The organism is Pseudomonas sp. 58 R 12 (assembly GCF_900005865.1).
Classification (GTDB): Bacteria; Pseudomonadota; Gammaproteobacteria; order Pseudomonadales; family Pseudomonadaceae; genus Aquipseudomonas; species Aquipseudomonas tritici.
The window spans coordinates 365,455-389,111 of sequence record NZ_CVTP01000021.1 but is presented as its reverse complement, the minus strand read 5'-3'; the positions used below and the strand labels follow the sequence as shown (position 1 = coordinate 389,111).

The following is a 23,657-nucleotide window of genomic DNA, read 5'->3' as shown; positions in this document are numbered from 1 at the left end:
GAGCTGGCTTGCCTGCGATGGCATCAACGCTGTCGTGCAGGTACACCGAGTTGTCTGCATCGCAGGCAAGCCAGCTCCCACAAAAGGCAAAAAAAAGAGACCCGAAGGTCTCTTTTTCACGCGGTTTACACCTTACAAGCTGGAAATCCGCGCATGTTGCTCCGCCAGCTTACCCAAGGCCTGTTCAGCCTCGGCCAGCTTGGCGCGTTCTTTTTCGATCACTTCAGCCGGCGCCTTGTCGACGAACGCCGCGTTGGACAGCTTGCCGCCCACCCGCTGCACTTCGCCTTGCAGGCGCAGGATTTCTTTGTCGAGGCGGGCCAGTTCAGCGCCCTTGTCGATCAGGCCAGCCATCGGCACCAGCACTTCCATGTCGCCGACCAGAGCGGTGGCGGACAGCGGTGCTTCTTCGCCCGCCGCCAATACAGTGATCGACTCCAGCTTCGCCAGCTTCTTGAGCAGTGCATCGTTCTCAGTAAGACGACGCTGATCCTCAGCGCTGGCGTTCTTCACAAACACTGCCAGTGGCTTGCCCGGCCCGATGTTCATCTCGGCGCGGATGTTACGTGTGCCCATCATCAGCGTCTTGAGCCATTCGATATCGCTTTCGGCCGCCTCATCGATACGCGCTTCGTTGGCCACCGGCCAAGGCTGCAGCATGATGGTCTTGCCTTCGATACCGGCCAGCGGCGCGAGGCGCTGCCAGATTTCTTCGGTGATGAACGGCATGAACGGGTGCGCCAGGCGCAGCGCCACTTCGAGCACGCGCACCAGGGTGCGGCGGGTGCCGCGCTGGCGTTCGACCGGTGCGTTCTCGTCCCACAGCACGGGTTTGGACAGTTCCAGGTACCAGTCGCAATACTGGTTCCAGATGAACTCGTACAAGGCCTGTGCGGCCAGGTCGAAGCGGAACTGGTCGAGCTGGCGGGTCACTTCGGCTTCGGTGCGTTGCAGTTGCGAGATGATCCAGCGGTCAGCCAGGGACAGTTCGACTTCTTCGCCGTTCTGGCCGCAGTCTTCGCCTTTATCCAGCACGTAGCGCGCCGCGTTCCAGATTTTGTTGCAGAAGTTGCGATAGCCTTCGACGCGGCCCATGTCGAACTTGATGTCGCGACCGGTGGACGCCAGCGAGCAGAAGGTGAAGCGCAGGGCGTCGGTGCCGTAGCTGGCGATGCCGTCGGCGAACTCGTCGCGGGTCTGCTTCTCGATCTTCTTCGCCAGTTTTGGCTGCATCAGGCCCGAGGTGCGTTTCTGCACCAGGGTTTCCAGGTCGATGCCGTCGATGATGTCCAGCGGGTCCAGGACGTTGCCCTTGGACTTGGACATCTTCTGGCCCTGGCCATCACGCACCAGGCCGTGCACGTACACGGTTTTGAACGGTACTTGCGGCGTGCCGTCTTCGTTTTTCACCAAATGCATGGTCAGCATGATCATCCGGGCAACCCAGAAGAAAATGATGTCGAAACCGGTGACCAGCACGTCGGTGGAGTGGAATTTCTTCAGGAATTCGGTCTGCTGCGGCCAGCCCAGGGTAGAGAACGTCCACAGGCCCGAGCTGAACCAGGTGTCCAGTACGTCGTTGTCTTGTTGCAGCGCAACGTCCGGGCCGAGGTTGTGCTTGGCACGCACTTCGGCTTCGTCGCGACCTACGTAGACCTTGCCTGATTCGTCGTACCAGGCCGGAATGCGATGGCCCCACCACAGCTGACGGCTGATGCACCAATCCTGGATGTCACGCATCCACGAGAAGTACATGTTTTCGTACTGTTTCGGCACGAACTGGATGCGGCCATCTTCCACTGCGGCAATCGCAGGCTCGGCCAGCGGCTTGGTGGACACGTACCACTGGTCGGTCAGCCACGGTTCGATCACGGTACCGGAACGGTCGCCCTTCGGCACTTTCAGGCCGTGGTCGTCAACGCTCACCAGCAAACCGGCGGCGTCGAAGGCGGCAACGATCTGCTTGCGCGCTTCGAAGCGGTCGAGGCCGGCGTATTCGGCCGGGATCTTGCCGTCGATGCTCTCGTTCAACGTGCCGTCCAGGTTGAACACCTGGCAGGCCGGCAGTACGGCGGCATTCTTGTCGAAGATGTTCAGCAGCGGCAGGTTGTGCCGCTTGCCGACTTCGTAGTCGTTGAAGTCGTGGGCTGGAGTGATTTTCACGCAGCCGGTGCCGAATTCAGGGTCGCAGTAGTCGTCCGCGATGATCGGGATGCGACGGCCAACCAAAGGCAGCTCGACGAACTTGCCGATCAGCGCCTGGTAGCGTTCATCGTTCGGGTTAACCGCTACGGCGGCGTCGCCGAGCATGGTTTCCGGACGGGTGGTGGCGACGATCAGGTAGTCATTGCCTTCAGCGGTCTTGGCGCCGTCGGCCAGTGGGTACTTGAGGTTCCACAGGAAGCCTTTCTCGTCGTGGTTTTCCACTTCGAGGTCGGAAATCGCCGTGTGCAACTTGGTGTCCCAGTTGACCAGGCGCTTGCCGCGGTAGATCAGGCCGTCTTCATGCAGGCGCACGAAGGCTTCTTTCACGGATTCCGATAGGCCATCGTCCATGGTGAAGCGCTCGCGGCTCCAGTCGACGGACGAGCCCAAGCGGCGGATCTGACGGCTGATGTTGCCGCCGGACTGGTCTTTCCATTCCCAGATTTTTTCCAGGAATTTCTCGCGACCCAGGTCGTGACGGTTCTGGCCGGTGGCTTCGAGTTGGCGTTCCACCAGCATCTGCGTGGCGATACCGGCGTGGTCGGTGCCTGGCTGCCACAGGGTGTTGCGGCCCTGCATGCGGCGGAAACGGATCAACGCATCCATGATCGCATTGTTGAAGCCATGGCCCATGTGCAGGCTGCCAGTGACGTTCGGTGGCGGAATCATGATGGTGTACGAGTCGCCCGCACCTTGTGGGGCGAAATAGTTCTCGGACTCCCAGGTGTTGTACCAGGAAGTTTCGATAGCGTGGGGCTGGTAGGTCTTATCCATGCGCGGCGGGACCCTAGTTGGCATTAATTCAGGAAAGCCGGCAAGTATAACGGGGGAGGGCGTGGAGGGCGAGTTGAAGACGGACTAAAGGCCTATGCAAAACCAATGTGGGAGCTGGCTTGCCTGCGATAGCGGTATGCCTGCCACTGAAGATGTTGACTGAGACACTGCGATCGCAGGCAAGCCAGCTCCCACAAGGATCTGGACAGCTATTAAGACTGGTACTGGTTAAGCAACCTTTCCATCCGCGCATCCAACCGACGCTTGATCTCGGTCTCGATATGCGGTGCGAAATCGTCGATCACGTCTTGCATGATCAATTGCGCAGCGGCGCGCAGCTCGTTATCCAGGTGCAGCAGTAGGGCGTCCGGGCCTTTTTCAGCGGGGGCGGGTTCTGCTGCTGCAGTGACTGCCACCGGGGCTGCGGGCTTATTACCGACCATGTCGAATAACAGTGGAATCTGTACCTCGCTCTCGACCGTCTCGGTCAGCAGCGGCGGCTGCAAGTCATCATCACCCAGCAACTGGCGGATCGACTCGAGGTCGTCCAGCAGGTGGTCGTCTTTTTTTACAGAATTGGGAGTGTCCATCGTGTGCTCAAAGTCGTTGTAGCCGGTGATCTTGCAGAGGATAGCCCTGTTCGCGGTAGAAACGGAAACTCTCCCGCGCGGCCTGACGAATAGCCGGATCTTCCACCACCACCTCGGCCACGCGGGCAAATGCCTTGGCAAAGGGGGGGACTTTCAGGTCAAGGTTGACCAGCAGGTCCTGGTGATCGCCGCAGTTGTCGCCCAGGCCTAATACCACCTGGCCTTCGGGTTCGGATTCTGCGGCGCCGTGGGGCACGAAGCTTTCGCCCTTGAAGCGCCACAGGCGGGCATCCAGCTCGTCGCGCTGGGCGGCATCGCTGCAATGCAGGTAGATGCGGTGGCCCATGCGCCAGGCCTTTTCGGTGAGTTTGCAGGCAAAGTCCAGGCGCGCGAGTGGGTCGGCGCTGGGCAATATATAGAAGTCGACTTGGGTCATTGGGGTCCTTATAGCCGCGCCGCAATTAAATCGATCACCCTTCGCCGCAAAGGAGTCTGAGCTTGGCGTAGCAGCTGTCGAGCGCAAGCGAGGCTGCGTTGCGGTGTGTCAGATACTCCGCCAACGCAGCCTCGCTTGCGCTCGGCAGCTGCTACGGCCGGGGTGACGCAATGGCGACCCCGGCGTTTTAGCGTCAGGCCTTGGCGCGATCCAGCAGGTATTGGGTCAGCAACGGAACCGGACGGCCAGTGGCGCCCTTGTCCTTGCCGCCGCTGGTCCAGGCCGTGCCGGCGATGTCCAGGTGGGCCCAGTTGAAGTTTTTGGCAAAGCGCGACAGGAAGCAGGCAGCCGTGATGGTGCCGGCTTTCGGACCGCCGATGTTGGCGATGTCGGCGAACGGGCTGTCCAGTTGTTCCTGGTACTCATCGAACAGCGGCAGTTGCCAGGCGCGGTCGTCGGCAGCCTTGCCGGCGCTGAGCAATTGCTCGATCAGTTCGTCGTTGTTGCCCAGCAGGCCCGAGGTATGGGAACCCAGGGCGACGATGCAGGCGCCGGTCAGGGTGGCGATGTCGATCACGGCCTGCGGCTTGAAGCGCTCGGCGTAGGTCAGGGCGTCGCACAGCACCAGGCGGCCTTCGGCGTCGGTGTTGAGGATTTCGACGGTCTGGCCGCTCATGGTGGTCACGATATCGCCCGGGCGCGCCGCGCCGCCGCTTGGCATGTTCTCGGCGCAGGCCAGGATGCACACCAGGTTGATCGGCAGTTTGAGTTCCAGCACGGCACGCAGGGTGCCGAACACGCTCGCGGCGCCGCCCATGTCGTACTTCATCTCGTCCATGCCCAGGCCCGGCTTGAGGCTGATGCCGCCGGTGTCGAAGGTGATGCCTTTGCCGACCAGGGCGTAAGGCTTCTCGGACTTCTTGCCGCCGTTGTATTGCATCACGATCAGGCGTGGCGGCTGGTCGCTGCCCTGGCCTACGGCATAGAACGAGCCCATGCCCAGTTCCTTGATCTTTTTCTCGTCCAGCACTTCAACTTTCAGGCCCTTGAACTCTTTGCCCAGTGCCTTGGCTTGTTCGCCCAGGAAGGTCGGGTGGCAGATGTTCGGCGGCAGGTTACCCAGGTCGCGAGTGAACGACATGCCATTGGCGATTGCTGTCGCGTGGGTGACGGCGCGCTCGACTTCAGCCTGGGCCGCCTTGATGGTCAGCAGGGTGATTTTCTTCAGGGCACGCGGTTCGGCTTTCTGGCTCTTGAACTGGTCGAAGAAGTAACCACCATCCACCAACGTTTCAGCCAGCAGGCGGGTCTTGCCGTAGCTGTCACGGCCTTTTACGACGATTTCATCGAGTGCCAGCGCTGCATCGCTGCCGCCCAGGCCCTTGAGGGTGGTGAGGATGGCGCTGATGATCTTGCGGAAAGGGCGGTCGCCGAGTTCGGCGTCCTTGCCCACGCCCACCAGCAATACACGCTCGGCTTTAAGGTTGGGCAGGCTCTGCAGCAGCAGGCTCTGGCCGACTTTGCCGGCCAGGTCGCCGCGCTTGAGCACTGCGCTGATAGCGCCGCCGCTGAGTTCGTCGAGTTGCTTGGCGGCAACGCCGAGTTTGCGGCCTTCGCCAATGGCGACCACGAGGGTGGCGGTTTTCAACGTTTCGGGGCTAACGCTTTTTACAACCAATTCCATTTTCGGGTCCCTTATAAAGGTCTATTAGCCAGGAGTCTGTACTCCGGCTTTAATACCCGGCAGCTGTGTAAACCGCCGGCGACAAAGGCCGCAGTTTGAACCTCGCCGGCGGAGCCTGACAACCCTTGCCACCAGCTTTGTGCACGTGCATGAGGTTGCGCAGTGACAGGCGCGGTCAATCACAGGATAATGCGCCATCTTTTTAGCCGGCCCTGTGTAACGGGGCTGACTCGGTATGCTTGCTTGTTTGGCCGCCTTAGCCTGACAACCCTGGAGTGTCTGGTTTGATCGTCTTCCGTTATCTGTCCCGCGAAGTCCTGTTGACCCTGAGTGCCGTGAGTGCGGTATTGCTGGTCATCATCATGAGTGGTCGTGTCGTTAAGTACCTGGCCCAGGCTGCCTCCGGCGCCCTCGATCCGGGAGCCCTGCTGTTGATCATGGGCTTTCGCATTCCCGGGTTCCTGCAACTGATCCTGCCGCTGGGCCTGTTCCTGGGCATCCTGTTGGCTTACGGCCGCCTGTACCTCGAAAGCGAAATGACCGTGCTATCTGCCACGGGCATGAGCCAGCAGCGCCTGCTGGGCATGACCATGATCCCGGCCACCGGCGTCGCGTTGCTCGTGGCTTGGTTGAGCCTGAGCCTGGCTCCCCAGGGCGCCATGCAATTCCAGTTGGTGCTTAATAAGCAGGACGCCATGACCGAGTTCGACACCCTCGAGCCGGGCCGCTTCCAGGCGCCCAACAGTGACGGTACGCGGGTGACCTATACCGAAACCCTGTCCGATGACCGTGCCAACCTGGGTGGGGTATTCATCTCCGAAAAGCGTCTGGACGATGATAATAAAGACCGTAGCATTTCCGTATTGGTGGCCGACTCGGGCCGCCAGGAAGTGCGGCCCGACGGCAGCCGCTACCTGATCCTGGAGAACGGTTACCGTTACGACGGCAACCCCGGCGAAGCCAATTACCGGGCCATCAAGTACGATACCTATGGCGTGTTGCTGGAGCGACCAGACATCAGCGGTGAAGTCACCGACCGTGACGCTATCCCTACGCGAGACCTGATCGGCAGCAAGGAGCTGCGCTCGATTGCCGAGCTGCAGTGGCGCATTTCCCTGCCGCTGCTGGTGTTTATCGTGACCTTGATGGCCGTGCCGCTGTCTCGCGTCAACCCGCGCCAGGGTCGGTTCCTCAAGTTGCTGCCGGCCATCCTGCTGTACATGGCGTACCTGACCATCCTCATTATCGCCCGTGGCTCCATGGAAAAGGGCAAGCTGTCGCCGACCCTGGGCCTGTGGTGGATTCACGGCATCTTTTTGCTGATTGGCCTCGGGCTGCTGTATTGGGAGCCTATTCGTTTGAACATGTTGAGCCGTCGTGGCCAGAAGGAGTTGGCTCGTGGTTAAGCTCGATCGTTACATTGGCAGCAGCGTACTTATTGCCATCCTGGCGGTATTGGGCATCATCCTTGGCCTGGCCTCGTTGTTCGCCTTTATCGATGAAGTCGGTAACGCCACCGCGAGCTACACGGTCTGGGACGTGTTGAGCTACGTCGCACTCACCGCGCCGCGTCGTGTGTACGAGATGATGCCGATGGCCGCACTGATCGGCTGCCTGATCGGCCTGGGCACCCTGGCCAGCAACAGTGAATTGACCATCATGCGTGCCGCCGGTGTCTCGATTGGACGCATCGTCTGGGCTGTCATGAAACCCATGCTGCTGCTGATGCTGTGCAGCGTCCTGGTCGGCGAATACATTGCGCCACCGGCTGAAACCACTGCCCAGGCCAACCGTGCTCTGGCACAGGGGGCGGGCAATGCGCAGAGTTCCAAGCGTGGCCTGTGGCACCGTCAGGGCGACGAGTTCATCCATATCAACGCGGTGCAACCGGGCGGCCTGTTGATTGGTGTCACTCGCTACACCTTTGACAAGGAACGCCACCTGCTGTCGTCGAGTTTCGCCAAACGTGCGCAGTACGGTGCCGATCAATGGCAACTGACCGACATCACCACGACTTACTTCCGCAATGTCGGTCAAGGCATCAAGGCCAGCACTGAAGTGATCAAAGTGCCGACCGAACAGTGGGATATTGCGCTTAAGCCCGAACTGCTCAATACCGTCGTGATGATCCCCGAAAGCTTGCCGATCTCCGGGCTTTGGAGCTATATCCATTACTTGAAGGACCAGGGCCTGAATAATGGCCGTTACTGGCTGGCATTCTGGGTCAAGGTATTGCAACCGGTGGTGACCGCTGCGCTGGTGTTGATGGCAATCTCGTTCATCTTCGGCCCGCTGCGCTCCGTGACCCTGGGTCAGCGCGTGTTTACCGGTGTGCTGGTGGGCTTTGCGTTCCGCCTTGCCCAAGACCTGCTCGGTCCTTCTAGCCTGCTGTTCGGCTTCTCGCCGCTGTTTGCGGTGCTGGTGCCCACGGCCATCTGCGCCTTGGCTGGCTTCTGGCTATTGCGTCGAGCCGGTTGATACCACGCTTATGAACAAAAAATGCCCCGGTCGAGAGTTCGGGGCATTTTTGTTCTGGTCAGCAAAGATGACGCCTGGCCTGAGCATCAGGTACAATTCCCGGCTATTTTTCAGCGGGCAATCTGCCTGCAGCCTTTTTGAGTGTTGATCCGTGAGTGATTTGAGTCATATCCGCAATTTCTCCATCATCGCCCACATTGACCATGGTAAGTCGACGCTGGCCGATCGATTCATCCAGATGTGCGGCGGCCTTGCCGAGCGTGAAATGGAAGCCCAGGTGCTGGATTCCATGGACCTCGAACGCGAGCGCGGGATCACCATCAAGGCCCACAGCGTCACCCTGTACTACACCGCCAAAGACGGTATCAAGTACCAGCTGAACTTCATTGACACCCCGGGCCACGTCGACTTCACCTATGAAGTCAGCCGTTCCCTGGCGGCCTGCGAAGGCGCATTGCTGGTGGTGGACGCGGGTCAGGGTGTTGAAGCCCAGTCCGTAGCCAACTGCTACACCGCCATCGAGCAAGGCCTGGAAGTGATGCCGGTGCTGAACAAGATCGACTTGCCACAAGCCGATCCGGACCGCGTCAAAGAAGAAATCGAAAAAATCATTGGCATTGACGCCACCGACGCCGTCGAGTGCAGCGCCAAGACCGGCCTGGGCGTCGACGAAGTGCTTGAGCGCCTGGTCAAGACCATTCCCGCCCCCACCGGCAACTACGAAGATCCGCTGCAAGCGTTGATCATCGACTCCTGGTTCGACAACTACCTGGGCGTTGTTTCCCTGGTACGCGTACGCCATGGCCGTGTGAAAAAGGGCGACAAGATCCTGGTCAAGTCCACCGGCAAGATCCACCTAGTGGACAGCGTCGGTGTGTTCAACCCCAAGCACACGGCTACCACTGATCTGAAAGCCGGTGAAGTAGGCTTCATCATTGCCGGTATCAAGGACATCCACGGTGCGCCGGTCGGTGACACCCTGACCTTGAGCTCCACCCCTGACGTCGACGTGCTGCCGGGTTTCAAACGCATCCAGCCGCAGGTCTACGCCGGCCTGTTCCCGGTCAGCTCCGACGACTTCGAAGACTTCCGCGAAGCCCTGCAAAAGCTGACCCTCAACGACTCGTCGTTGCAGTACACCCCGGAAAGCTCCGACGCCCTGGGCTTCGGCTTCCGCTGCGGCTTCCTCGGCATGCTGCACATGGAGATCATCCAGGAGCGCCTTGAGCGCGAATACGACCTGGACCTGATCACCACCGCGCCAACGGTTATTTTTGAGCTGGCGTTGAAAACCGGTGAAACGATTTACGTCGATAACCCGTCGAAGCTTCCAGACCTGTCTTCCATCGAAGACATGCGCGAACCGATCGTGCGCGCCAATATTCTTGTGCCGCAGGAACACCTGGGCAACGTCATTACCCTGTGTATCGAAAAACGTGGCGTACAGCACGACATGCTGTTCCTCGGTACCCAGGTGCAAGTGACCTATGATTTGCCGATGAACGAAGTGGTGCTGGACTTCTTCGACCGTCTCAAATCCACCAGTCGCGGCTATGCTTCGCTGGATTACCATTTCGACCGTTACCAGTCGGCTAATCTGGTGAAGCTGGATGTGTTGATCAACGGCGACAAGGTCGATGCCCTGGCACTGATCGTGCACAAGGACAATGCGCACTATAAAGGTCGCCAGTTGACCGAGAAGATGAAAGAACTGATTCCGCGCCAGATGTTCGACGTCGCGATCCAGGCCGCCATCGGCGGGCAGATCATTGCACGGACCTCCGTCAAGGCACTCAGAAAGAACGTACTGGCCAAATGCTACGGCGGTGACGTAAGCCGTAAGCGCAAGCTGCTTGAGAAGCAAAAGGCCGGTAAAAAACGCATGAAGCAAGTGGGCAACGTGGAAATTCCACAAGAAGCCTTCCTTGCGGTGCTCAGGTTGGATAGTTAGGTCCTATGTCACTAAATTTCCCGCTGTTGCTGGTCATCGCCGTTGCCGTTTGTGGCCTCCTGGCGTTGCTTGATCTGGTGTTCTTCGCCCCGCGTCGGCGGGCGGCTATCGCTTCGTATCAGGGCAGCGTCAGCCAGCCCGATGCCGTGGTGGTCGAGAAGCTCAACAAAGAGCCTTTGCTGGTTGAATACGGCAAGTCGTTCTTCCCGGTATTGTTCATCGTGCTGGTGCTGCGTTCGTTCCTGGTGGAGCCGTTTCAGATTCCTTCGGGGTCGATGAAACCAACCCTGGACGTGGGCGACTTCATTCTGGTGAACAAGTTTGCCTACGGGATTCGCCTGCCGGTGATCGACAAGAAGGTCATCGAAATTGGTGACCCGCAGCGCGGCGATGTGATGGTGTTCCGTTTCCCGAGCGACCCGAACGTCAACTACATCAAGCGCGTGATCGGCCTGCCGGGCGATGTGATTCGCTACACGGGCGACAAGCGTCTGTTGATCAACGGTGAGTCGGTGGCCGAGAAGCTGCTCGGCTCCGAGCCAAGTTCCCTGGGCAGCGCCGAGCTGTACCAGGAAAAACTCGGCGCGGTAGAGCATGAGATCCGCAAGGAAATGTCGCGCTACCGCCAGCCTGACGGTGAGTGGAAAGTGCCTGCCGGGCACTACTTCATGATGGGCGACAACCGTGACAACTCCAATGACAGCCGCTATTGGAATGATCCCGCTATTCCCAAGGACTTGCTGGGCATGGTCCCCGACGAAAATATCGTCGGCAAGGCCTTCGCGGTCTGGATGAGTTGGCCGGAGTCCAAACTCAGCCACCTGCCGAACTTCTCGCGGGTCGGGCTGATCAAGTAATACAGGCGGCGCTGTGAACACAGCGCCGAATGCTTTTCTGGGGCTGGGACAATTATTTGCCCGGCCCCATGCAGCACCAACCAGGATTTGAATTTGAACACTGCGTCAATCGTCGATGGCCGCCGGTGCCACCAAACAGATATGGGTAAACCGTGAGCGTTTCTTTAAGTCGTCTCGAGCGCCAGCTCGGCTACACCTTCAAGGACCAGGAATTGATGGTCCTTGCCCTCACACACCGCAGCTTTGCTGGGCGCAACAACGAGCGCCTGGAATTCCTCGGTGATGCCATCCTTAACTTTGCCGCCGGTGAGGCGCTCTTCGAACGTTTCCCTCAAGCGCGCGAAGGCCAGCTGTCGCGCTTGCGTGCACGCCTTGTGAAAGGCGAGACCCTGGCCGTGCTGGCCCGTGGTTTCGGCCTGGGCGAATACCTGCGACTGGGTTCCGGTGAATTGAAAAGCGGTGGCTTCCGTCGCGAGTCGATCCTGGCGGATGCCCTGGAAGCGTTGATCGGTGCGATCTACCTCGATGCAGGTATGGAGACAGCCAAGGAGCGCGTGGTCGCCTGGCTGGCCTCGGAAATCGAAAGCCTGACGCTGGTCGACACCAACAAAGATCCCAAGACCCGCCTGCAGGAATACCTGCAGTCCCGTGGTTGCGAACTGCCACGTTACGAAGTGGTGGATATCCAGGGTGAGCCGCATTGCCGCGTGTTCTTCGTGGAATGTGAAATCACCTTACTGAATGAAAAAAGCCGAGGTCAGGGTGTGAGCCGTCGTATTGCCGAACAGGTAGCGGCCGCTGCAGCACTGATTGCCCTGGGCGTGGAGAATGGCCATGACTGATTCAACCGCAACACGCTGTGGCTATGTTGCCATCGTTGGCCGCCCCAATGTGGGCAAGTCCACGCTGCTCAACCACATCCTCGGCCAGAAGCTCGCGATCACCTCGCGCAAGCCGCAGACGACTCGCCACAACATGCTGGGCATCAAGACCGAAGGCAACGTACAAGCGGTCTACGTCGACACCCCGGGCATGCACAAAGGCGGCGAGAAAGCGCTTAACCGCTACATGAACAAAACCGCTTCGGCGGCGTTGAAAGACGTCGACGTGGTGATCTTCGTGGTCGACCGCACCAAGTGGACTGATGAAGACCAGATGGTCCTCGAGCGTGTGCAATACGTAACCGGCCCCTTGATCGTCGCGCTGAACAAGACCGACCGTATCGAAGACAAAGCCGAACTGATGCCGCACCTGAGCTGGCTGCAGGAACAACTGCCGAACGCCCAGATCATGCCGATCTCGGCCCAGCACGGGCATAACCTCGAAGCCCTGGAACGCGTGATCGCCGGCTACCTGCCGGAGAACGAGCACTTCTTCCCGGAAGACCAGATCACCGACCGCAGCAGCCGTTTCCTCGCCGCCGAACTGGTCCGCGAGAAAATAATGCGCCAGATGGGGGCCGAGCTGCCGTACCAGATCACCGTCGAAATCGAAGAGTTCAAGCAGCAGGGCAAGACCTTGCACATCCATGCGCTGATCCTCGTCGAACGTGACGGCCAGAAGAAAATCATCATTGGCGACAAGGGCGAGCGCATCAAGCGCATCGGCACCGAAGCGCGCAAGGACATGGAGTTGTTGTTCGATTCCAAGATCATGCTCAACCTGTGGGTGAAGGTTAAGGGTGGTTGGTCCGATGATGAGCGTGCACTGCGCTCGCTGGGCTACGGCGACCTGTAAACACCGCATACCTTTGTGGGAGCGGGCTTGTGTGGGAGCTGGCTTGCCTGCGATAGCATCACCTCGGTGCAATTGAAAAACCGAGGTGCCTGCATCGCAGGCAAGCCAGCTCCCACATTGGTTTGTCGCTGTTCTTAAGTTCTGCGAAGAGACTTCCATGTCCCAATCCCCACCCCCCAGCCAACTCGCCTACGTCCTGCACAGCCGTGCCTACCGCGAGACCAGCGCCCTGGTGGACTTTCTCACGCCTCAAGGTCGCCTGCGCGCGGTATTGCGCAGCGCGCGTGGCAAGGCCGGCACGCTGGCAAGGCCATTCGTGGCGCTGGACGTGGAATTTCGCGGCAAGGGCGAGCTGAAAAACGTTGGGCGGCTCGAGAGCGTCGGTACGTCGGCCTGGCTCAACGGTGATGCGTTGTTCAGCGGCCTCTACCTCAACGAACTGCTGATCCGCCTACTGCCCGCCGAAGACCCGCACCCGAGCGTCTTCGATCACTACGCCGCCACCTTGCTCGCCCTCGCCGAAGGCCGCCCGCTGGAGCCGCTGCTGCGCGCTTTTGAATGGCGCCTGCTCGACGACCTGGGCTACGGCTTCGAACTCGCCAACGACCTGCACGGCGACCCCATCGCCGCCGACGGCATGTATCGCCTGCAAGTCGATGCCGGCCTTGAGCGCGTGTACCTGCTGCAACCTGGCCTGTTCCAGGGCACCGAGTTGCTGGCGATGAGCGAAGCCGATTGGAGCGCCCCGGGTGCTTTGTCCGCCGCCAAGCGCCTGATGCGCCAAGCACTGGCCGTGCACCTGGGCGGGCGGCCGCTGGTCAGCCGCGAGTTGTTTCGAAAGCCCTGACAACCCCGTGTATGCTGTGCAGCGTTTCTTTCCCTATTCAGGAGCGCTTCCGTGACCACCAGCAATCGCATTCTTCTTGGCGTCAACATCGACCACGTCGCCACCCTGCGCCAGGCCCGGGGCACCCGTTACCCTGACCCGGTCAAGGCCGCGCTGGACGCCGAAGAAGCGGGCGCCGACGGCATCACCGTGCACCTGCGTGAAGACCGCCGCCACATCCAGGAGCGCGACGTGCTGGTGCTCAAGGACGTGCTGCAAACCCGCATGAACTTCGAGATGGGCGTCACCGAAGAAATGATGCAGTTCGCCGAGCGCATCCGCCCGGCGCACATCTGCCTGGTCCCGGAGACTCGTCAGGAACTGACCACCGAAGGCGGCCTCGACGTGGCGGGCCAGGAGGCAAGGATCAAGGCTGCGGTAGAGCGCTTGTCGAAGATCGGCAGCGAAGTCTCGCTGTTCATCGACGCCGACGAGCGCCAGATCGAAGCCTCGCGCCGTGTCGGTGCGCCGGCCATCGAACTGCACACCGGCCGTTACGCCGACGCTACCACACCGACCGAAGTCGCCGACGAACTGCAACGCATCATTGACGGTGTGAACTGCGGCCTCAAGGAAGGCCTGATCGTCAACGCCGGCCACGGTTTGCACTACCATAACGTCGAGGCCGTGGCTGCGATCAAGGGCATCAACGAGCTGAACATCGGCCACGCCTTGGTGGCGCACGCGTTGTTCGTCGGTTTCAAAGGTGCCGTGGCCGAGATGAAAGCGCTGATCCTGGCGGCCGCCACAATGAAACGCTGACACTGTAGGAGCGAGCTTGCTCGCGAAAAACTTCAACGATGACGTGGGTTGCCTGAATGTCCGGGGGGCCTTCGAGTTTTTCGCGAGCAAGCTCGCTCCTACAGCCGGTGCAGGTGTATCGTATCTGCCCTTTGCAGGCCCTGGCTCTGCGGCAGATACGTGAGGTTGTTGTGTCCCGATCCTTTTCCCGTCGACAAATCCTGGGTGGTCTTGCAGGCCTGGCCGTAGTGGGTGTGGGGGCCGGTGGCGCCTACCGCTACTGGCTGGGGAAAGTCGCCGAGGCTGAGGCCGGGCACGATTACGAACTGATCGCGGCACCCTTGGACGTCGAGTTGGTACCGGGCCACAAGACCGAAGCCTGGGCATTCGGCCCCTCAGCGCCGGGCACCGAGTTGCGCGTGCGCCAGGGTGAGTGGCTGCGGGTGCGCTTTATCAACCATCTGCCCGTCGCCACCACCATCCACTGGCATGGCATCCGCCTGCCGTTGGAAATGGACGGCGTGCCCTACGTCTCGCAATTGCCGGTACTGCCCGGTGAATATTTCGATTACAAATTCCGCGTGCCGGACGCCGGCAGCTACTGGTATCACCCCCATGTGAACAGCAGTGAAGAACTGGGCCGTGGCCTGGTCGGCCCGCTGATCATCGAAGAACGCGAGCCTACCGGTTTCAAACACGAACGCACCCTGAGCCTGAAAAGCTGGCACGTCGACGAAGAGGGCGCTTTCGTGGCCTTCAGCATCCCGCGTGAAGCGGCGCGTGGCGGCACCGCGGGGCGTTTGTCGACGATCAATGGCGTGTCCCAGGCGGTCATCGATTTGCCTGCGGGGCAGATCACCCGTGTGCGCCTGCTCAACCTCGACAACACCTTGACCTATCGCATCAATATTCCAGACGTTGAAGCGCAGATCTACGCGCTGGACGGCAACCCTATCGAGCCACGCCCGCTGGGCAAGGAATACTGGTTGGGCCCCGGCATGCGCATTTGCCTGGCGATCAAGGCACCGCCTGCCGGTGAAGAACTGTCGATCCGCAACGGCCCGGTGCGCCTCGGTACGTTTCGTTCGGTGGCCAACTCCGATGCACCGAGTGAGTGGCCGCCCGCATTGCCCGCCAACCCGATCAGCGAACCGGACCTGGCCAATGCGGAGAAACTCAACTTCAATTTCGAATGGGTTGGCAGCGTTTCAGTCGATGATGGCAAGCCACCAAGCCTGTGGCAGATCAACGGCAAGGCGTGGGACATCACAGACAAAACCTGTGCCGACCGCCCGATTGCCAAGCTGGAAAAGGGCAAGAGCTACATTTTCGAATTGAAGAACATGACCCAGTACCAGCATCCGATCCACCTGCATGGCATGAGCTTCAAGGTGATCGCCTCGAACCGCCACAAGGTGATCCCGTACTTCACCGACACCTACTTGTTGGGCAAAAACGAACGCGCCCGCGTGGCCTTGGTGGCGGATAACCCGGGGGTGTGGATGTTCCATTGCCATGTGATCGACCACATGGAAACCGGCCTGATGGCCGCCATCGAGGTGGCGTGATGCGCCAGTTTCGCCCAGCGGCGATCATCGACCGCAGCCGCGACCAGGACTTCATGCGTGAAGCCCTGGCCCTTGCTGCCCAGGGCGCTGCACTCGGCGAAGTGCCCGTCGGCGCAGTGCTCGTACAAGATGGCGAGATCATCGGCCGTGGCTTCAACTGCCCGATCAGCGGCAATGACCCCAGCGCGCATGCTGAAATGGTCGCCATCCGCGCCGCCGCGCAAGCGATCAGCAACTACCGCCTGGTCGGCAGCACGCTGTATGTGACGCTGGAACCGTGCAGCATGTGCGCCGGCGTGATCGTGCATTCGCGTGTTGCGCGGGTGGTGTATGGCGCGCTGGAGCCCAAGGCGGGGATTGTGCAAAGCCAGGGGCAGTTTTTTACCCAGGGATTTCTGAATCACCGGGTGTTGTTTGAAGGTGGGGTGTTGGCTGAAGAATGCGGGACGGTGCTGAGTGAGTTCTTCAAGGCCCGGCGGGCCAAGCCCGCACTCTAAAGAACACGGGTGAGCAAATGTGGGAGCGGGCTTGCTCGCGAATGCAGTGGGTCAGTCGGTACATGTGTGACTGATACACCGCATTCGCGAGCAAGCCCGCTCCCACATTTTTGATCTCCACTTGGCAGGCAGATTGAAGGTTACTTCTTGGCGATGATCACCGCGCGCATCGGCGCCGGCAAACCTTCAATCGTCTTGCTGTGATCCTCCGGATCAAGAAAATCACTCAGCGACTGAAACTTCATCCACTCGGTCCCGCGCTGTTCTTCAACCGTGGTCACGCTCACATCCACACAGCGCACATCGCTGAACCCAGCACGGCGCAGCCACAGCATCAACGCCGGCACCGACGGCAGGAACCATACGTTACGCATCTGCGCATAGCGGTCTTCCGGCACCAGCACTTGCTGCTGATCGCCTTCCACCACCAAGGTTTCCAGGACCAGTTCACCGCCTTTGACCAGTGTGTCTTTCAGCGCCAACAAGTGCTCGATCGGCGAGCGGCGGTGATAGAACACGCCCATGGAAAACACCGTGTCGAACCCTTCCAGATTCGACGGCAAGTCTTCGAACGGGAACGGCAAGTGCCAGGCTTTGGGTTCGGACAGGTAACGCTGCACCGCCTGGAACTGGCAGAAGAACAACCAGTTCGGATCGACCCCAATCACGCTGTCCGCGCCGGCGCCGAGCATGCGCCACATGTAGTAGCCATTGCCGCAGCCGACATCAAGGATGCGCTTGCCTTTCAGATCCAGGTGCGGTGCGGCCCGCGACCACTTCCAGTCCGAACGCCATTCGGTATCGACATGCACGCCGAACAAGTGGAACGGACCTTTGCGCCACGGGCTTAGGCCCATCAACGCGGTGTGCATTTGCGCGCGGGTAGCGTCGTCGCAGTCAGTGTCGAGGGTCAGGTCATTCAGCAAATCGACTTCGCTGGGCATGATTTTCGGTAAGGCATCCAACGCACTCTGCCAACGCTCCAGGTCGCCATGACCTTTCTCCATCTTGCTATCGAGTTGCGCTTGCAGGCCCTGGGCCCAAACGGCCAAAGGAGTGCCCACCAAGTGGCGGGCAAGGGGGGAGAGATCAATCATGGCAGGGCAATCAACGAGGCAAAGTTAAGACACTGGAACCACGGCACGACTTTCGAGAACCCCGCTGCCAGCAGGCGTTCGCGGTGTTCTTCGAGGCTGTCGGGCTTCATGACGTTTTCGATGGCGCTGCGCTTCTGGGCAATTTCCAGTTCGCTGTAGCCGTTGGCGCGTTTGAACGCGATATGCAGGTCGGTGAGTAGCGCGTGTTCTTCAAGGTCATTGAAGCGCAGCTTTTCCGAGAGGATCAGCGCACCGCCCGGCAGCAGCGACTGGCGGATACGCGAGAGCAAGGCCAGGCGTTCATCCGGTGCGATAAATTGCAGGGTGAAGTTGAGTGCAACCACTGAGGCCGGTTGGAATTGCAGCGCGAGAATATCGCCCTCGATGACCTCGACCGGCAGCAACTCCTGGAACATCGAATCCTGGCCATTGAGGTACTCGCGGCAGCGCTCCACCATCGCCGCCGAGTTATCCACCGCAATCACCCGGCACCCGTCCGTGCGTACATGGCGGCGCAGGGCTTGGGTCACTGCACCGAGGGACGAGCCCAGGTCGTACAGCACGCTGCCCGGCTGGGCAAACTGCGCCGCGAGCACGCCGAGGTTCTCGACGATAGTCGGATAACCCGGCACCGAGCGCTTGATCATGTCCGGGAACACCCGCACCACGTCCTCGTTAAAGGCGAAGTCCGGCACCTGGGGCAGGGGCTGGGCGAATAGGCGATCGGGTTCTTTGCTCACGGTTGTTCCGGCGACGAGGGGGAAAGCCCGGCATTTTAGCCAAGTTGGCCCTCGTGTGCGCGGGTTGTCTGATGGAAAGCCGAGGCGGTAATGCCCCACTGGCCAAGCCAATACGTGCTGATCAACAAATACGGCGCGGCTTCAAACGTCACCACGAACCGGTTGATGCCTATCAGCGTGTCGGAAAACACAAACGACGCCGCACCCGCCGCTGCCAGCCATGCCGAACGTTTCGGCACGTCACTGCCCAGCCGTGCCAACGCACGCCAGAGCATGGCACTGATCACCAGGGCATAAACCACCACTGGAATCAGCAGGTCGCCCAGGCCATGGGAGATCAGGATGCTCAGCAGGACCGCGCCCACGCCCAGCGCCAATACCAGCGGCAGCAGTGCAAGACGGCGGCAGTCGCTGAAATAAGCTTTCAGATACGCCAAGTGTGCAAACAGAAACGCGCCCAGGCCAAAGATAAACAGGTCGCCTGGCCAGGCGAGTAATACATCGCCCACCAGGGAAAAAATCAGCCCCAGGCTGATCCAGCGTCGATAGTCGCTGGGCGGCGCATCATGCAGCCAGCCCAACAGCGCGAGGACCGGCAGCGGCTTGACCAGCAAGCACAGCAACGTGGCATGGGTGGTCAATCCGTAGATGAAAGTGCCGGCGCCCATCAACGCAAGAATCAGCCATGGCATATCAGTTCACCGTGATGGCGCAGTCGAACGTTTCGGCGGGTTCGGCTTCCGGCTCCCAGGGTTGCTGGGAAGTCAGGCGCAAGCGCCCCTGGCCGGCCGCGAAGGCCTGGAAGCGCCAGGTGGACTGGCCACCGCCGCCGACCACGCCGGATTCCGAGCTGCTGTAGACCTCAGGGCTCAAGGCGCGCAACACACCGCCAGCGGAATCCTGGATGGCCCAGCGGTAACCCGTGGTGGGGTTGCTCGGCAGGGTGAGGATCAGGTTTTGTCCGGTTTTAAGCTGAAGCGGGCAGGCGCTCTGGTTGTCCACGCTGACGTTTTGCTTGGGGGCGCTGGCGCAGGCGGCCAGCAGGGCAAGGCTCAAGGGGAGAAGCAGGCGAGCAGCGGTCATGAGGGCTCCGTTGATTGGCGACGAAGGGCGAGCATAACCGAAGATGGGACAAGGTGTGACAGATGGGCTAGACCTGACTTGTTGTAGTGAGCGGGCTTGCCCCGCGCTGGGTGGCGAAGCCGCCCTAAAACCGTGCACCTCGTTTTAACTGGAAAAACTGTGTGCCTGGGTTGGGGCGGCTTCGCCACCCAGCGCGGGGCAAGCCCGCTCACTACAGATCTGTCAGAAAAGCACCTTCGCCACATCCGCAAACCGCTTGGCAAAGTGCACCGTCATCCCTTCCTTCAGGTATTCCGGCAACTCCTCAAAACTGCCCCGATTTGGCTCCGGCAGGATCAGCTCATGAATCTTCTGACGCCGCGCCGCAATCACCTTTTCGCGCACCCCGCCAATCGGCAGTACATGCCCGGTCAACGTCAGCTCACCGGTCATGGCCACGCCTTTTTTCGGCGGCTGGTTACGTGCCAGCGACAACAGCGCACTGGCCATGGTCACCCCGGCGCTCGGGCCGTCTTTCGGCGTGGCACCTTCCGGTACGTGCAAGTGCACGAAGGCTTCGTCAAAGAATTTCGGATCACCGCCAAACGACTTCAGGTTCGAGCTGATGTAGCTGTAGGCAATTTCGGCCGATTCTTTCATCACTTCACCCAACTGCCCGGTGAGCTTGAAGCCGCGATTGAGCGTATGGATACGTGTCGCCTCAATCGGCAGCGTCGCGCCGCCCATGCTGGTCCACGCCAGGCCGGTGATCACGCCGGTGCCGGACAGCACCTGCTCATTGCGGAACACCGGTACACCCAGTGAGCTTTCCAGGTCTTTGTTGCCGATCTTGATCACCAGATCCGGCTCATCCAGCAGCTTGACCACAGCCTTGCGCACCAGTTTGCCTAGCTGTTTCTCCAGCTGGCGCACACCGGCTTCGCGGGCATAGCCGTCGATCACCGCGCGCAACGCGCCGTCGCTGATGGTCAGGGTGTTTTTCGACACGCCGGCTTTTTGCAGCTGCTTGGGCCACAGATGGCGCTTGGCAATGGCGACTTTTTCTTCGGTGATATAGCCCGACAGGCGAATCACTTCCATGCGGTCCAGCAGCGGGCCAGGGATGGAGTCCAGGGTGTTGGCGGTGCACACGAACAGCACTTTGGACAGGTCCAGGCGCAGGTCCAGGTAGTGGTCGAGGAATTCGACGTTTTGCTCGGGGTCGAGGGTTTCCAACAGCGCTGACGCCGGGTCGCCCTGGAAGCTCTGGCCCATCTTGTCGATCTCGTCGAGCATGATTACCGGGTTCATCACTTCCACATCTTTGAGCGCCTGCACCAGCTTGCCGGGCATGGCGCCGATGTAGGTGCGGCGATGGCCCTTGATCTCGGCCTCGTCGCGCATGCCGCCGACGCTGAAGCGGTAGAAGGGCCGTCCCAGCGACTCGGCGATGGATTTACCAACGCTGGTCTTGCCCACGCCCGGCGGGCCGACCAGCAGCACGATGGAACCGGCGACTTCGCCTTTATAGGCGCCCACCGCGAGGAATTCGAGGATGCGACTCTTGATGTCATCCAGGCCTGCGTGGTGCTTGTCCAGCACCTTGCGCGCATGTTTCAGGTCGAGTTTATCCTCGCCAAACACGCCCCACGGTACCGAGGTGGCCCAGTCCAGGTAATTGCGTGTCACCGCGTATTCCGGCGAGCCGGTTTCGAGGATCGACAGTTTGTTCAGTTCTTCATCGATGCGTTTTTTCGCCTGGGCCGGCAGTACTTTGCTTTCCAGGCGTTGCTCGAACTGCTCGACATCCGCACTGCGGTCGTCCTTGGTCAAGCCCAGCTCCTGCTGGATGACCTTGAGCTGTTCCTTGAGGAAGAACTCGCGCTGGTGCTCGCCGATCTTGCGGTTCACTTCAGCGGAGAGTTCTTTTTGCAGGCGCGCAACTTCGACTTCTTTGCGCAGCATCGGCAGCACTTTTTCCATGCGCTTGAGCATGGGCACGTAGTCCAGCACTTCCTGCAATTCGTTGCCGGTGGCCGAGGTCAACGCGGCGGCGAAGTCGGTGAGCGGCGACGGGTCGTTGGGGCTGAAGCGGTTGAGGTAGTTCTTCAACTCTTCGCTGTACAGCGGGTTAAGCGGCAGCAGTTCCTTGATCGCATTGATCAGCGCCATGCCGTAGGCCTTGACCTCGTCGGTCGGCTCCGAGGGCTGGTGCGGGTATTCGACTTCCACCAGGTACGGTGGGCGGTGGTGCTTGAGCCAGGTCTTGATGCGCACGCGGGTCAGGCCCTGGGCCACGAATTGCAGCTTGCCGTTTTCGCGGCTGGCGTGGTGCACCTTCACCAGCGTGCCGTACAGCGGCAGGCTGGAAGTGTCGAAGTGGCGCGGGTCTTCCGGCGGGGTGTCCATGAAGAACAGGGCCAGGGAGTGGTGGTCGGATTTGCTCACCAGCTCCAGGGTCTCGGCCCACGGCTCTTCATTGACGATCACCGGCAACACTTGCGCCGGGAAGAAGGGCCGGTTGTGGATCGGGATGATGTAGACCTTGTCCGGCAGGTTTTGCCCGGGTAGGGCCAGGCCGGTGTTGGAGGACGCTGCGTGCTCGGCGTTTTCGGGATCGGCGTAGTCGTTGAGGTCGTAATCAGGGAATTCTTGCTGGTCGCTCATGGGGCACCTGCATCAGGAAGTATGGTGCTTAGATGGGGCGGGGGGGCGGTGGTTTCAATGGCAGCGGCGAGATCGCAACATATTGCATGAAATTCTCGACAGCACCGTGGTACCCCTGTGGGAGCTGGCTTGCCTGCGATGGCGGTGTGTCAGTTGATGAAGATGTGGCTGATGCGCCGCTATCGCAGCGGTTCGACGATTCGACAAGCCAGCTCCCACATTTTGTATTGCGTACGGTCAGCTGATTTTGTGCAAGTACGTCGGCAAGGGTTGTTCTGGCAGGACTGAGAGCACCTTCAGCCGTTGCAACATGCGCTGGCGTGCCCGCTGAAGATGCTCACGCAGATTCAGCGCCGCTGCATCCACCGCACCATGCAACAAGAGCTCAAGAATCAACCGATGTTCGGCCAACATCGCCGGATCGGCGCCGATCCCCAGCAACCGATAAAAAATCCGGCTGATGATCATCGGGCTCTGCCCCTGGCGGATCAGTGCAGCGATCTTGCGATTCTGCAAGCCGGCCAGGCAGTGCTGGTGCAAGTCTTCCTCGATCTGTTCGATGGCCTCAAGGCTGCAATGAGGGCTGTCCTGGGCGGCCAGCACACGCTGCAACATGGCTTCCAGCAACTCGCGATCAAGGTTCGGCGCGCTCTGGCGCAGGGCTTCGGGTTCCAGGCAGGCGCGCAGTTCGTAGTCTTCGGTGACTTCCCGCGCCGTCAAAGGCCCCGCCAGCCATTGGGAATAGGGTTCCTTTTCCACCAGGCCGCGATCGCGCAGGCGCATCAGTGCTTCACGCACCACTGCACGGCTGACGCCGTAGTGGTCGGCGGCGGCTTGCTCATCCAGGCGGTAATGGCCGAAGGCAATGCAGGTGGACAGCGCCGCGCCGATTTCCTCGACGATACGTTCCCCCAGCGGCCGCGTATCCACCAGCTCATCCTTACCATCAAGACCCAAGTGTGTGTGGCTCAAAGGCAGGCGCAGCGGCTCCATTGCCAGGCCTTCAGGGTTGATCAGGTAACCCCGGCCATTGAAGCGGCAGATCAGGCCTTCGGCGTGCAGCAGGTCCAGGGCCTTGCGCACCGGTACACGGCTGGTACCGAACAGTTCGGCCAACGGCGCTTCCAGCAAAACCAGGCCGTGGCGAGCGGTGCCGTTGACGATCGCGTCACGCAACACTTGGTGAATCATCGCGTAGCGAGAGGCCGAGGCGGACACTGCTTTCATCGATTTCTCTAAAGGAGGGAGGACGGTGGCCGGGGATTCTCTCATAAGTTGCACTGTCACTCTGGGCCACGTCGATGGCACTTTTTTGGGGCCTGAAAACTGTGAATGTTACTTTTCTGCACCAAAATGTACTTATTAATAAAAGGTACATTATTTCGTTGGCAGCATTGCGCTTAGCTCAGACGCGGTTTTTTCGCGCCTATTAAAACCATCTATCCCGTTGCTCTCAACGAAAAACCCTCACAGTGCAAAAGCACCTGACTTGAGACTGGCACGAAAGCTGCCTTTGTAAAATGTACATTTTATTAATATGTACGTTTTTGAGGGTCATCTTGATGTCAGACGCCACTTCAATGGCCGAGGATTTTGCCAGCGGTCGCAGCGATCCGGTTCAAGCCCTCGAACAGGCACTCGAGAAGGCAAGCCAGGTGCCGTCAATATTCATCAGCCTGACCAGCGA

The 23,657-nt window shown here is 60.2% G+C and carries 20 protein-coding genes; 10 read left to right on the top strand and 10 right to left on the bottom strand.

What is annotated here, in order from left to right:
* Positions 1-132: 132 nt before the first annotated feature.
* The 4 genes from BFP95_RS19045 to BFP95_RS19030 all read right to left on the bottom strand — a co-directional run bounded on the left by BFP95_RS19045 (position 133) and on the right by BFP95_RS19030 (position 5,689).
* Complete coding sequence (locus BFP95_RS19045) at positions 133-2,979, bottom strand: valine--tRNA ligase (protein WP_065871744.1); 2,847 nt, start codon at positions 2,977-2,979, stop codon at positions 133-135.
* 212 nt (positions 2,980-3,191) lie between these two features.
* Entirely contained in the window at positions 3,192-3,569 is a 378-nt protein-coding gene (locus BFP95_RS19040) for a DNA polymerase III subunit chi (RefSeq protein WP_065871745.1), read from the bottom strand.
* A gap of 7 nt (positions 3,570-3,576) precedes the next feature.
* Complete coding sequence (locus BFP95_RS19035) at positions 3,577-4,005, bottom strand: DNA polymerase III subunit chi (protein ID WP_065871746.1); 429 nt, start codon at positions 4,003-4,005, stop codon at positions 3,577-3,579.
* A gap of 193 nt (positions 4,006-4,198) precedes the next feature.
* Complete coding sequence (locus tag BFP95_RS19030; protein WP_065871747.1) at positions 4,199-5,689, bottom strand: leucyl aminopeptidase; 1,491 nt, start codon at positions 5,687-5,689, stop codon at positions 4,199-4,201.
* Between the two features lie 284 nt (positions 5,690-5,973).
* Here BFP95_RS19030 and lptF point away from each other — a divergent pair, with 284 nt between their 5' ends.
* The 10 genes from lptF to tadA all read left to right on the top strand — a co-directional run bounded on the left by lptF (position 5,974) and on the right by tadA (position 16,404).
* A complete protein-coding gene (gene lptF / locus BFP95_RS19025) occupies positions 5,974-7,095 on the top strand; it encodes an LPS export ABC transporter permease LptF (RefSeq protein ID WP_065871748.1) in 1,122 nt (373 codons plus the stop codon).
* Positions 7,088-8,167: an LPS export ABC transporter permease LptG gene (lptG, locus tag BFP95_RS19020; protein WP_065871749.1), complete on the top strand. Its 1,080-nt coding sequence runs from the start codon at positions 7,088-7,090 to the stop codon at positions 8,165-8,167. The genes lptF and lptG overlap by 8 nt, the downstream gene beginning before the upstream one ends.
* Before the next feature lie 151 nt (positions 8,168-8,318).
* Positions 8,319-10,118 carry a translation elongation factor 4 gene (gene lepA, locus BFP95_RS19015; protein WP_003210439.1) on the top strand — a complete coding sequence of 600 codons (1,800 nt, stop codon included), beginning with the start codon at positions 8,319-8,321 and terminating at the stop codon, positions 10,116-10,118.
* A 5-nt stretch (positions 10,119-10,123) separates the two neighbouring features.
* Positions 10,124-10,975 carry a signal peptidase I gene (lepB, locus tag BFP95_RS19010; RefSeq protein WP_049709829.1) on the top strand — a complete coding sequence of 284 codons (852 nt, stop codon included), beginning with the start codon at positions 10,124-10,126 and terminating at the stop codon, positions 10,973-10,975.
* Positions 10,976-11,127: 152 nt separating this feature from the next.
* Positions 11,128-11,817, top strand: coding sequence for a ribonuclease III (gene rnc / locus BFP95_RS19005; protein WP_017136295.1), 690 nt, complete (start codon positions 11,128-11,130; stop codon positions 11,815-11,817).
* Positions 11,810-12,712: a GTPase Era gene (gene era / locus BFP95_RS19000; RefSeq protein ID WP_029297473.1), complete on the top strand. Its 903-nt coding sequence runs from the start codon at positions 11,810-11,812 to the stop codon at positions 12,710-12,712. Before rnc ends, era begins: the two co-directional genes overlap by 8 nt.
* A gap of 157 nt (positions 12,713-12,869) precedes the next feature.
* Positions 12,870-13,559, top strand: coding sequence for a DNA repair protein RecO (gene recO, locus BFP95_RS18995; protein ID WP_065879564.1), 690 nt, complete (start codon positions 12,870-12,872; stop codon positions 13,557-13,559).
* Between the two features lie 51 nt (positions 13,560-13,610).
* Positions 13,611-14,360, top strand: a complete 750-nt coding sequence (gene pdxJ, locus BFP95_RS18990) for a pyridoxine 5'-phosphate synthase (protein WP_065871751.1) — start codon at positions 13,611-13,613, stop codon at positions 14,358-14,360.
* A 170-nt stretch (positions 14,361-14,530) separates the two neighbouring features.
* Positions 14,531-15,907, top strand: a complete 1,377-nt coding sequence (locus tag BFP95_RS18985; RefSeq protein WP_139113170.1) for a multicopper oxidase family protein — start codon at positions 14,531-14,533, stop codon at positions 15,905-15,907.
* Positions 15,907-16,404: a tRNA adenosine(34) deaminase TadA gene (tadA, locus tag BFP95_RS18980; RefSeq protein ID WP_065871753.1), complete on the top strand. Its 498-nt coding sequence runs from the start codon at positions 15,907-15,909 to the stop codon at positions 16,402-16,404. The genes BFP95_RS18985 and tadA overlap by 1 nt, the downstream gene beginning before the upstream one ends.
* Positions 16,405-16,544: 140 nt before the next feature.
* Here tadA and cmoB read toward each other — a convergent pair whose 3' ends face one another.
* The 6 genes from cmoB to BFP95_RS18950 all read right to left on the bottom strand — a co-directional run bounded on the left by cmoB (position 16,545) and on the right by BFP95_RS18950 (position 23,197).
* Complete coding sequence (cmoB, locus tag BFP95_RS18975; protein WP_065910560.1) at positions 16,545-17,501, bottom strand: tRNA 5-methoxyuridine(34)/uridine 5-oxyacetic acid(34) synthase CmoB; 957 nt, start codon at positions 17,499-17,501, stop codon at positions 16,545-16,547.
* Positions 17,498-18,241 carry a carboxy-S-adenosyl-L-methionine synthase CmoA gene (gene cmoA / locus BFP95_RS18970; RefSeq protein WP_049709823.1) on the bottom strand — a complete coding sequence of 248 codons (744 nt, stop codon included), beginning with the start codon at positions 18,239-18,241 and terminating at the stop codon, positions 17,498-17,500. Before cmoA ends, cmoB begins: the two co-directional genes overlap by 4 nt.
* 35 nt (positions 18,242-18,276) lie before the next feature.
* Positions 18,277-18,933, bottom strand: a complete 657-nt coding sequence (locus tag BFP95_RS18965; protein WP_065871756.1) for a lysoplasmalogenase — start codon at positions 18,931-18,933, stop codon at positions 18,277-18,279.
* Position 18,934: 1 nt separating this feature from the next.
* Positions 18,935-19,324 (bottom strand): protease inhibitor I42 family protein, encoded by a 390-nt coding sequence (locus tag BFP95_RS18960; RefSeq protein WP_065871757.1) that lies wholly within the window; start codon positions 19,322-19,324, stop codon positions 18,935-18,937.
* A gap of 222 nt (positions 19,325-19,546) precedes the next feature.
* The gene (gene lon / locus BFP95_RS18955; protein WP_065910559.1) at positions 19,547-21,970 is read right to left on the bottom strand and encodes an endopeptidase La; all 2,424 of its coding nucleotides are present in this window, start codon (positions 21,968-21,970) and stop codon (positions 19,547-19,549) included.
* A gap of 237 nt (positions 21,971-22,207) precedes the next feature.
* Positions 22,208-23,197 carry a GntR family transcriptional regulator gene (locus BFP95_RS18950; protein WP_065879562.1) on the bottom strand — a complete coding sequence of 330 codons (990 nt, stop codon included), beginning with the start codon at positions 23,195-23,197 and terminating at the stop codon, positions 22,208-22,210.
* Positions 23,198-23,657: the final 460 nt, after the last annotated feature.

Coding starts and splice junctions, on each gene's coding strand:
- BFP95_RS19045 (WP_065871744.1), bottom strand. CDS start 2,979: ATGGATAAGACCTACCAGCCCCACGCTATCGAAACTTCCTGGTACAAC.
- BFP95_RS19040 (WP_065871745.1), bottom strand. CDS start 3,569: ATGGACACTCCCAATTCTGTAAAAAAAGACGACCACCTGCTGGACGAC.
- BFP95_RS19035 (WP_065871746.1), bottom strand. CDS start 4,005: ATGACCCAAGTCGACTTCTATATATTGCCCAGCGCCGACCCACTCGCG.
- BFP95_RS19030 (WP_065871747.1), bottom strand. CDS start 5,689: ATGGAATTGGTTGTAAAAAGCGTTAGCCCCGAAACGTTGAAAACCGCC.
- lepB (WP_049709829.1), top strand. CDS start 10,124: ATGTCACTAAATTTCCCGCTGTTGCTGGTCATCGCCGTTGCCGTTTGT.
- era (WP_029297473.1), top strand. CDS start 11,810: ATGACTGATTCAACCGCAACACGCTGTGGCTATGTTGCCATCGTTGGC.
- recO (WP_065879564.1), top strand. CDS start 12,870: ATGTCCCAATCCCCACCCCCCAGCCAACTCGCCTACGTCCTGCACAGC.
- tadA (WP_065871753.1), top strand. CDS start 15,907: ATGCGCCAGTTTCGCCCAGCGGCGATCATCGACCGCAGCCGCGACCAG.
- cmoB (WP_065910560.1), bottom strand. CDS start 17,501: ATGATTGATCTCTCCCCCCTTGCCCGCCACTTGGTGGGCACTCCTTTG.
- BFP95_RS18965 (WP_065871756.1), bottom strand. CDS start 18,933: ATGCCATGGCTGATTCTTGCGTTGATGGGCGCCGGCACTTTCATCTAC.
- BFP95_RS18960 (WP_065871757.1), bottom strand. CDS start 19,324: ATGACCGCTGCTCGCCTGCTTCTCCCCTTGAGCCTTGCCCTGCTGGCC.
- lon (WP_065910559.1), bottom strand. CDS start 21,970: ATGAGCGACCAGCAAGAATTCCCTGATTACGACCTCAACGACTACGCC.
- BFP95_RS18950 (WP_065879562.1), bottom strand. CDS start 23,197: ATGAAAGCAGTGTCCGCCTCGGCCTCTCGCTACGCGATGATTCACCAA.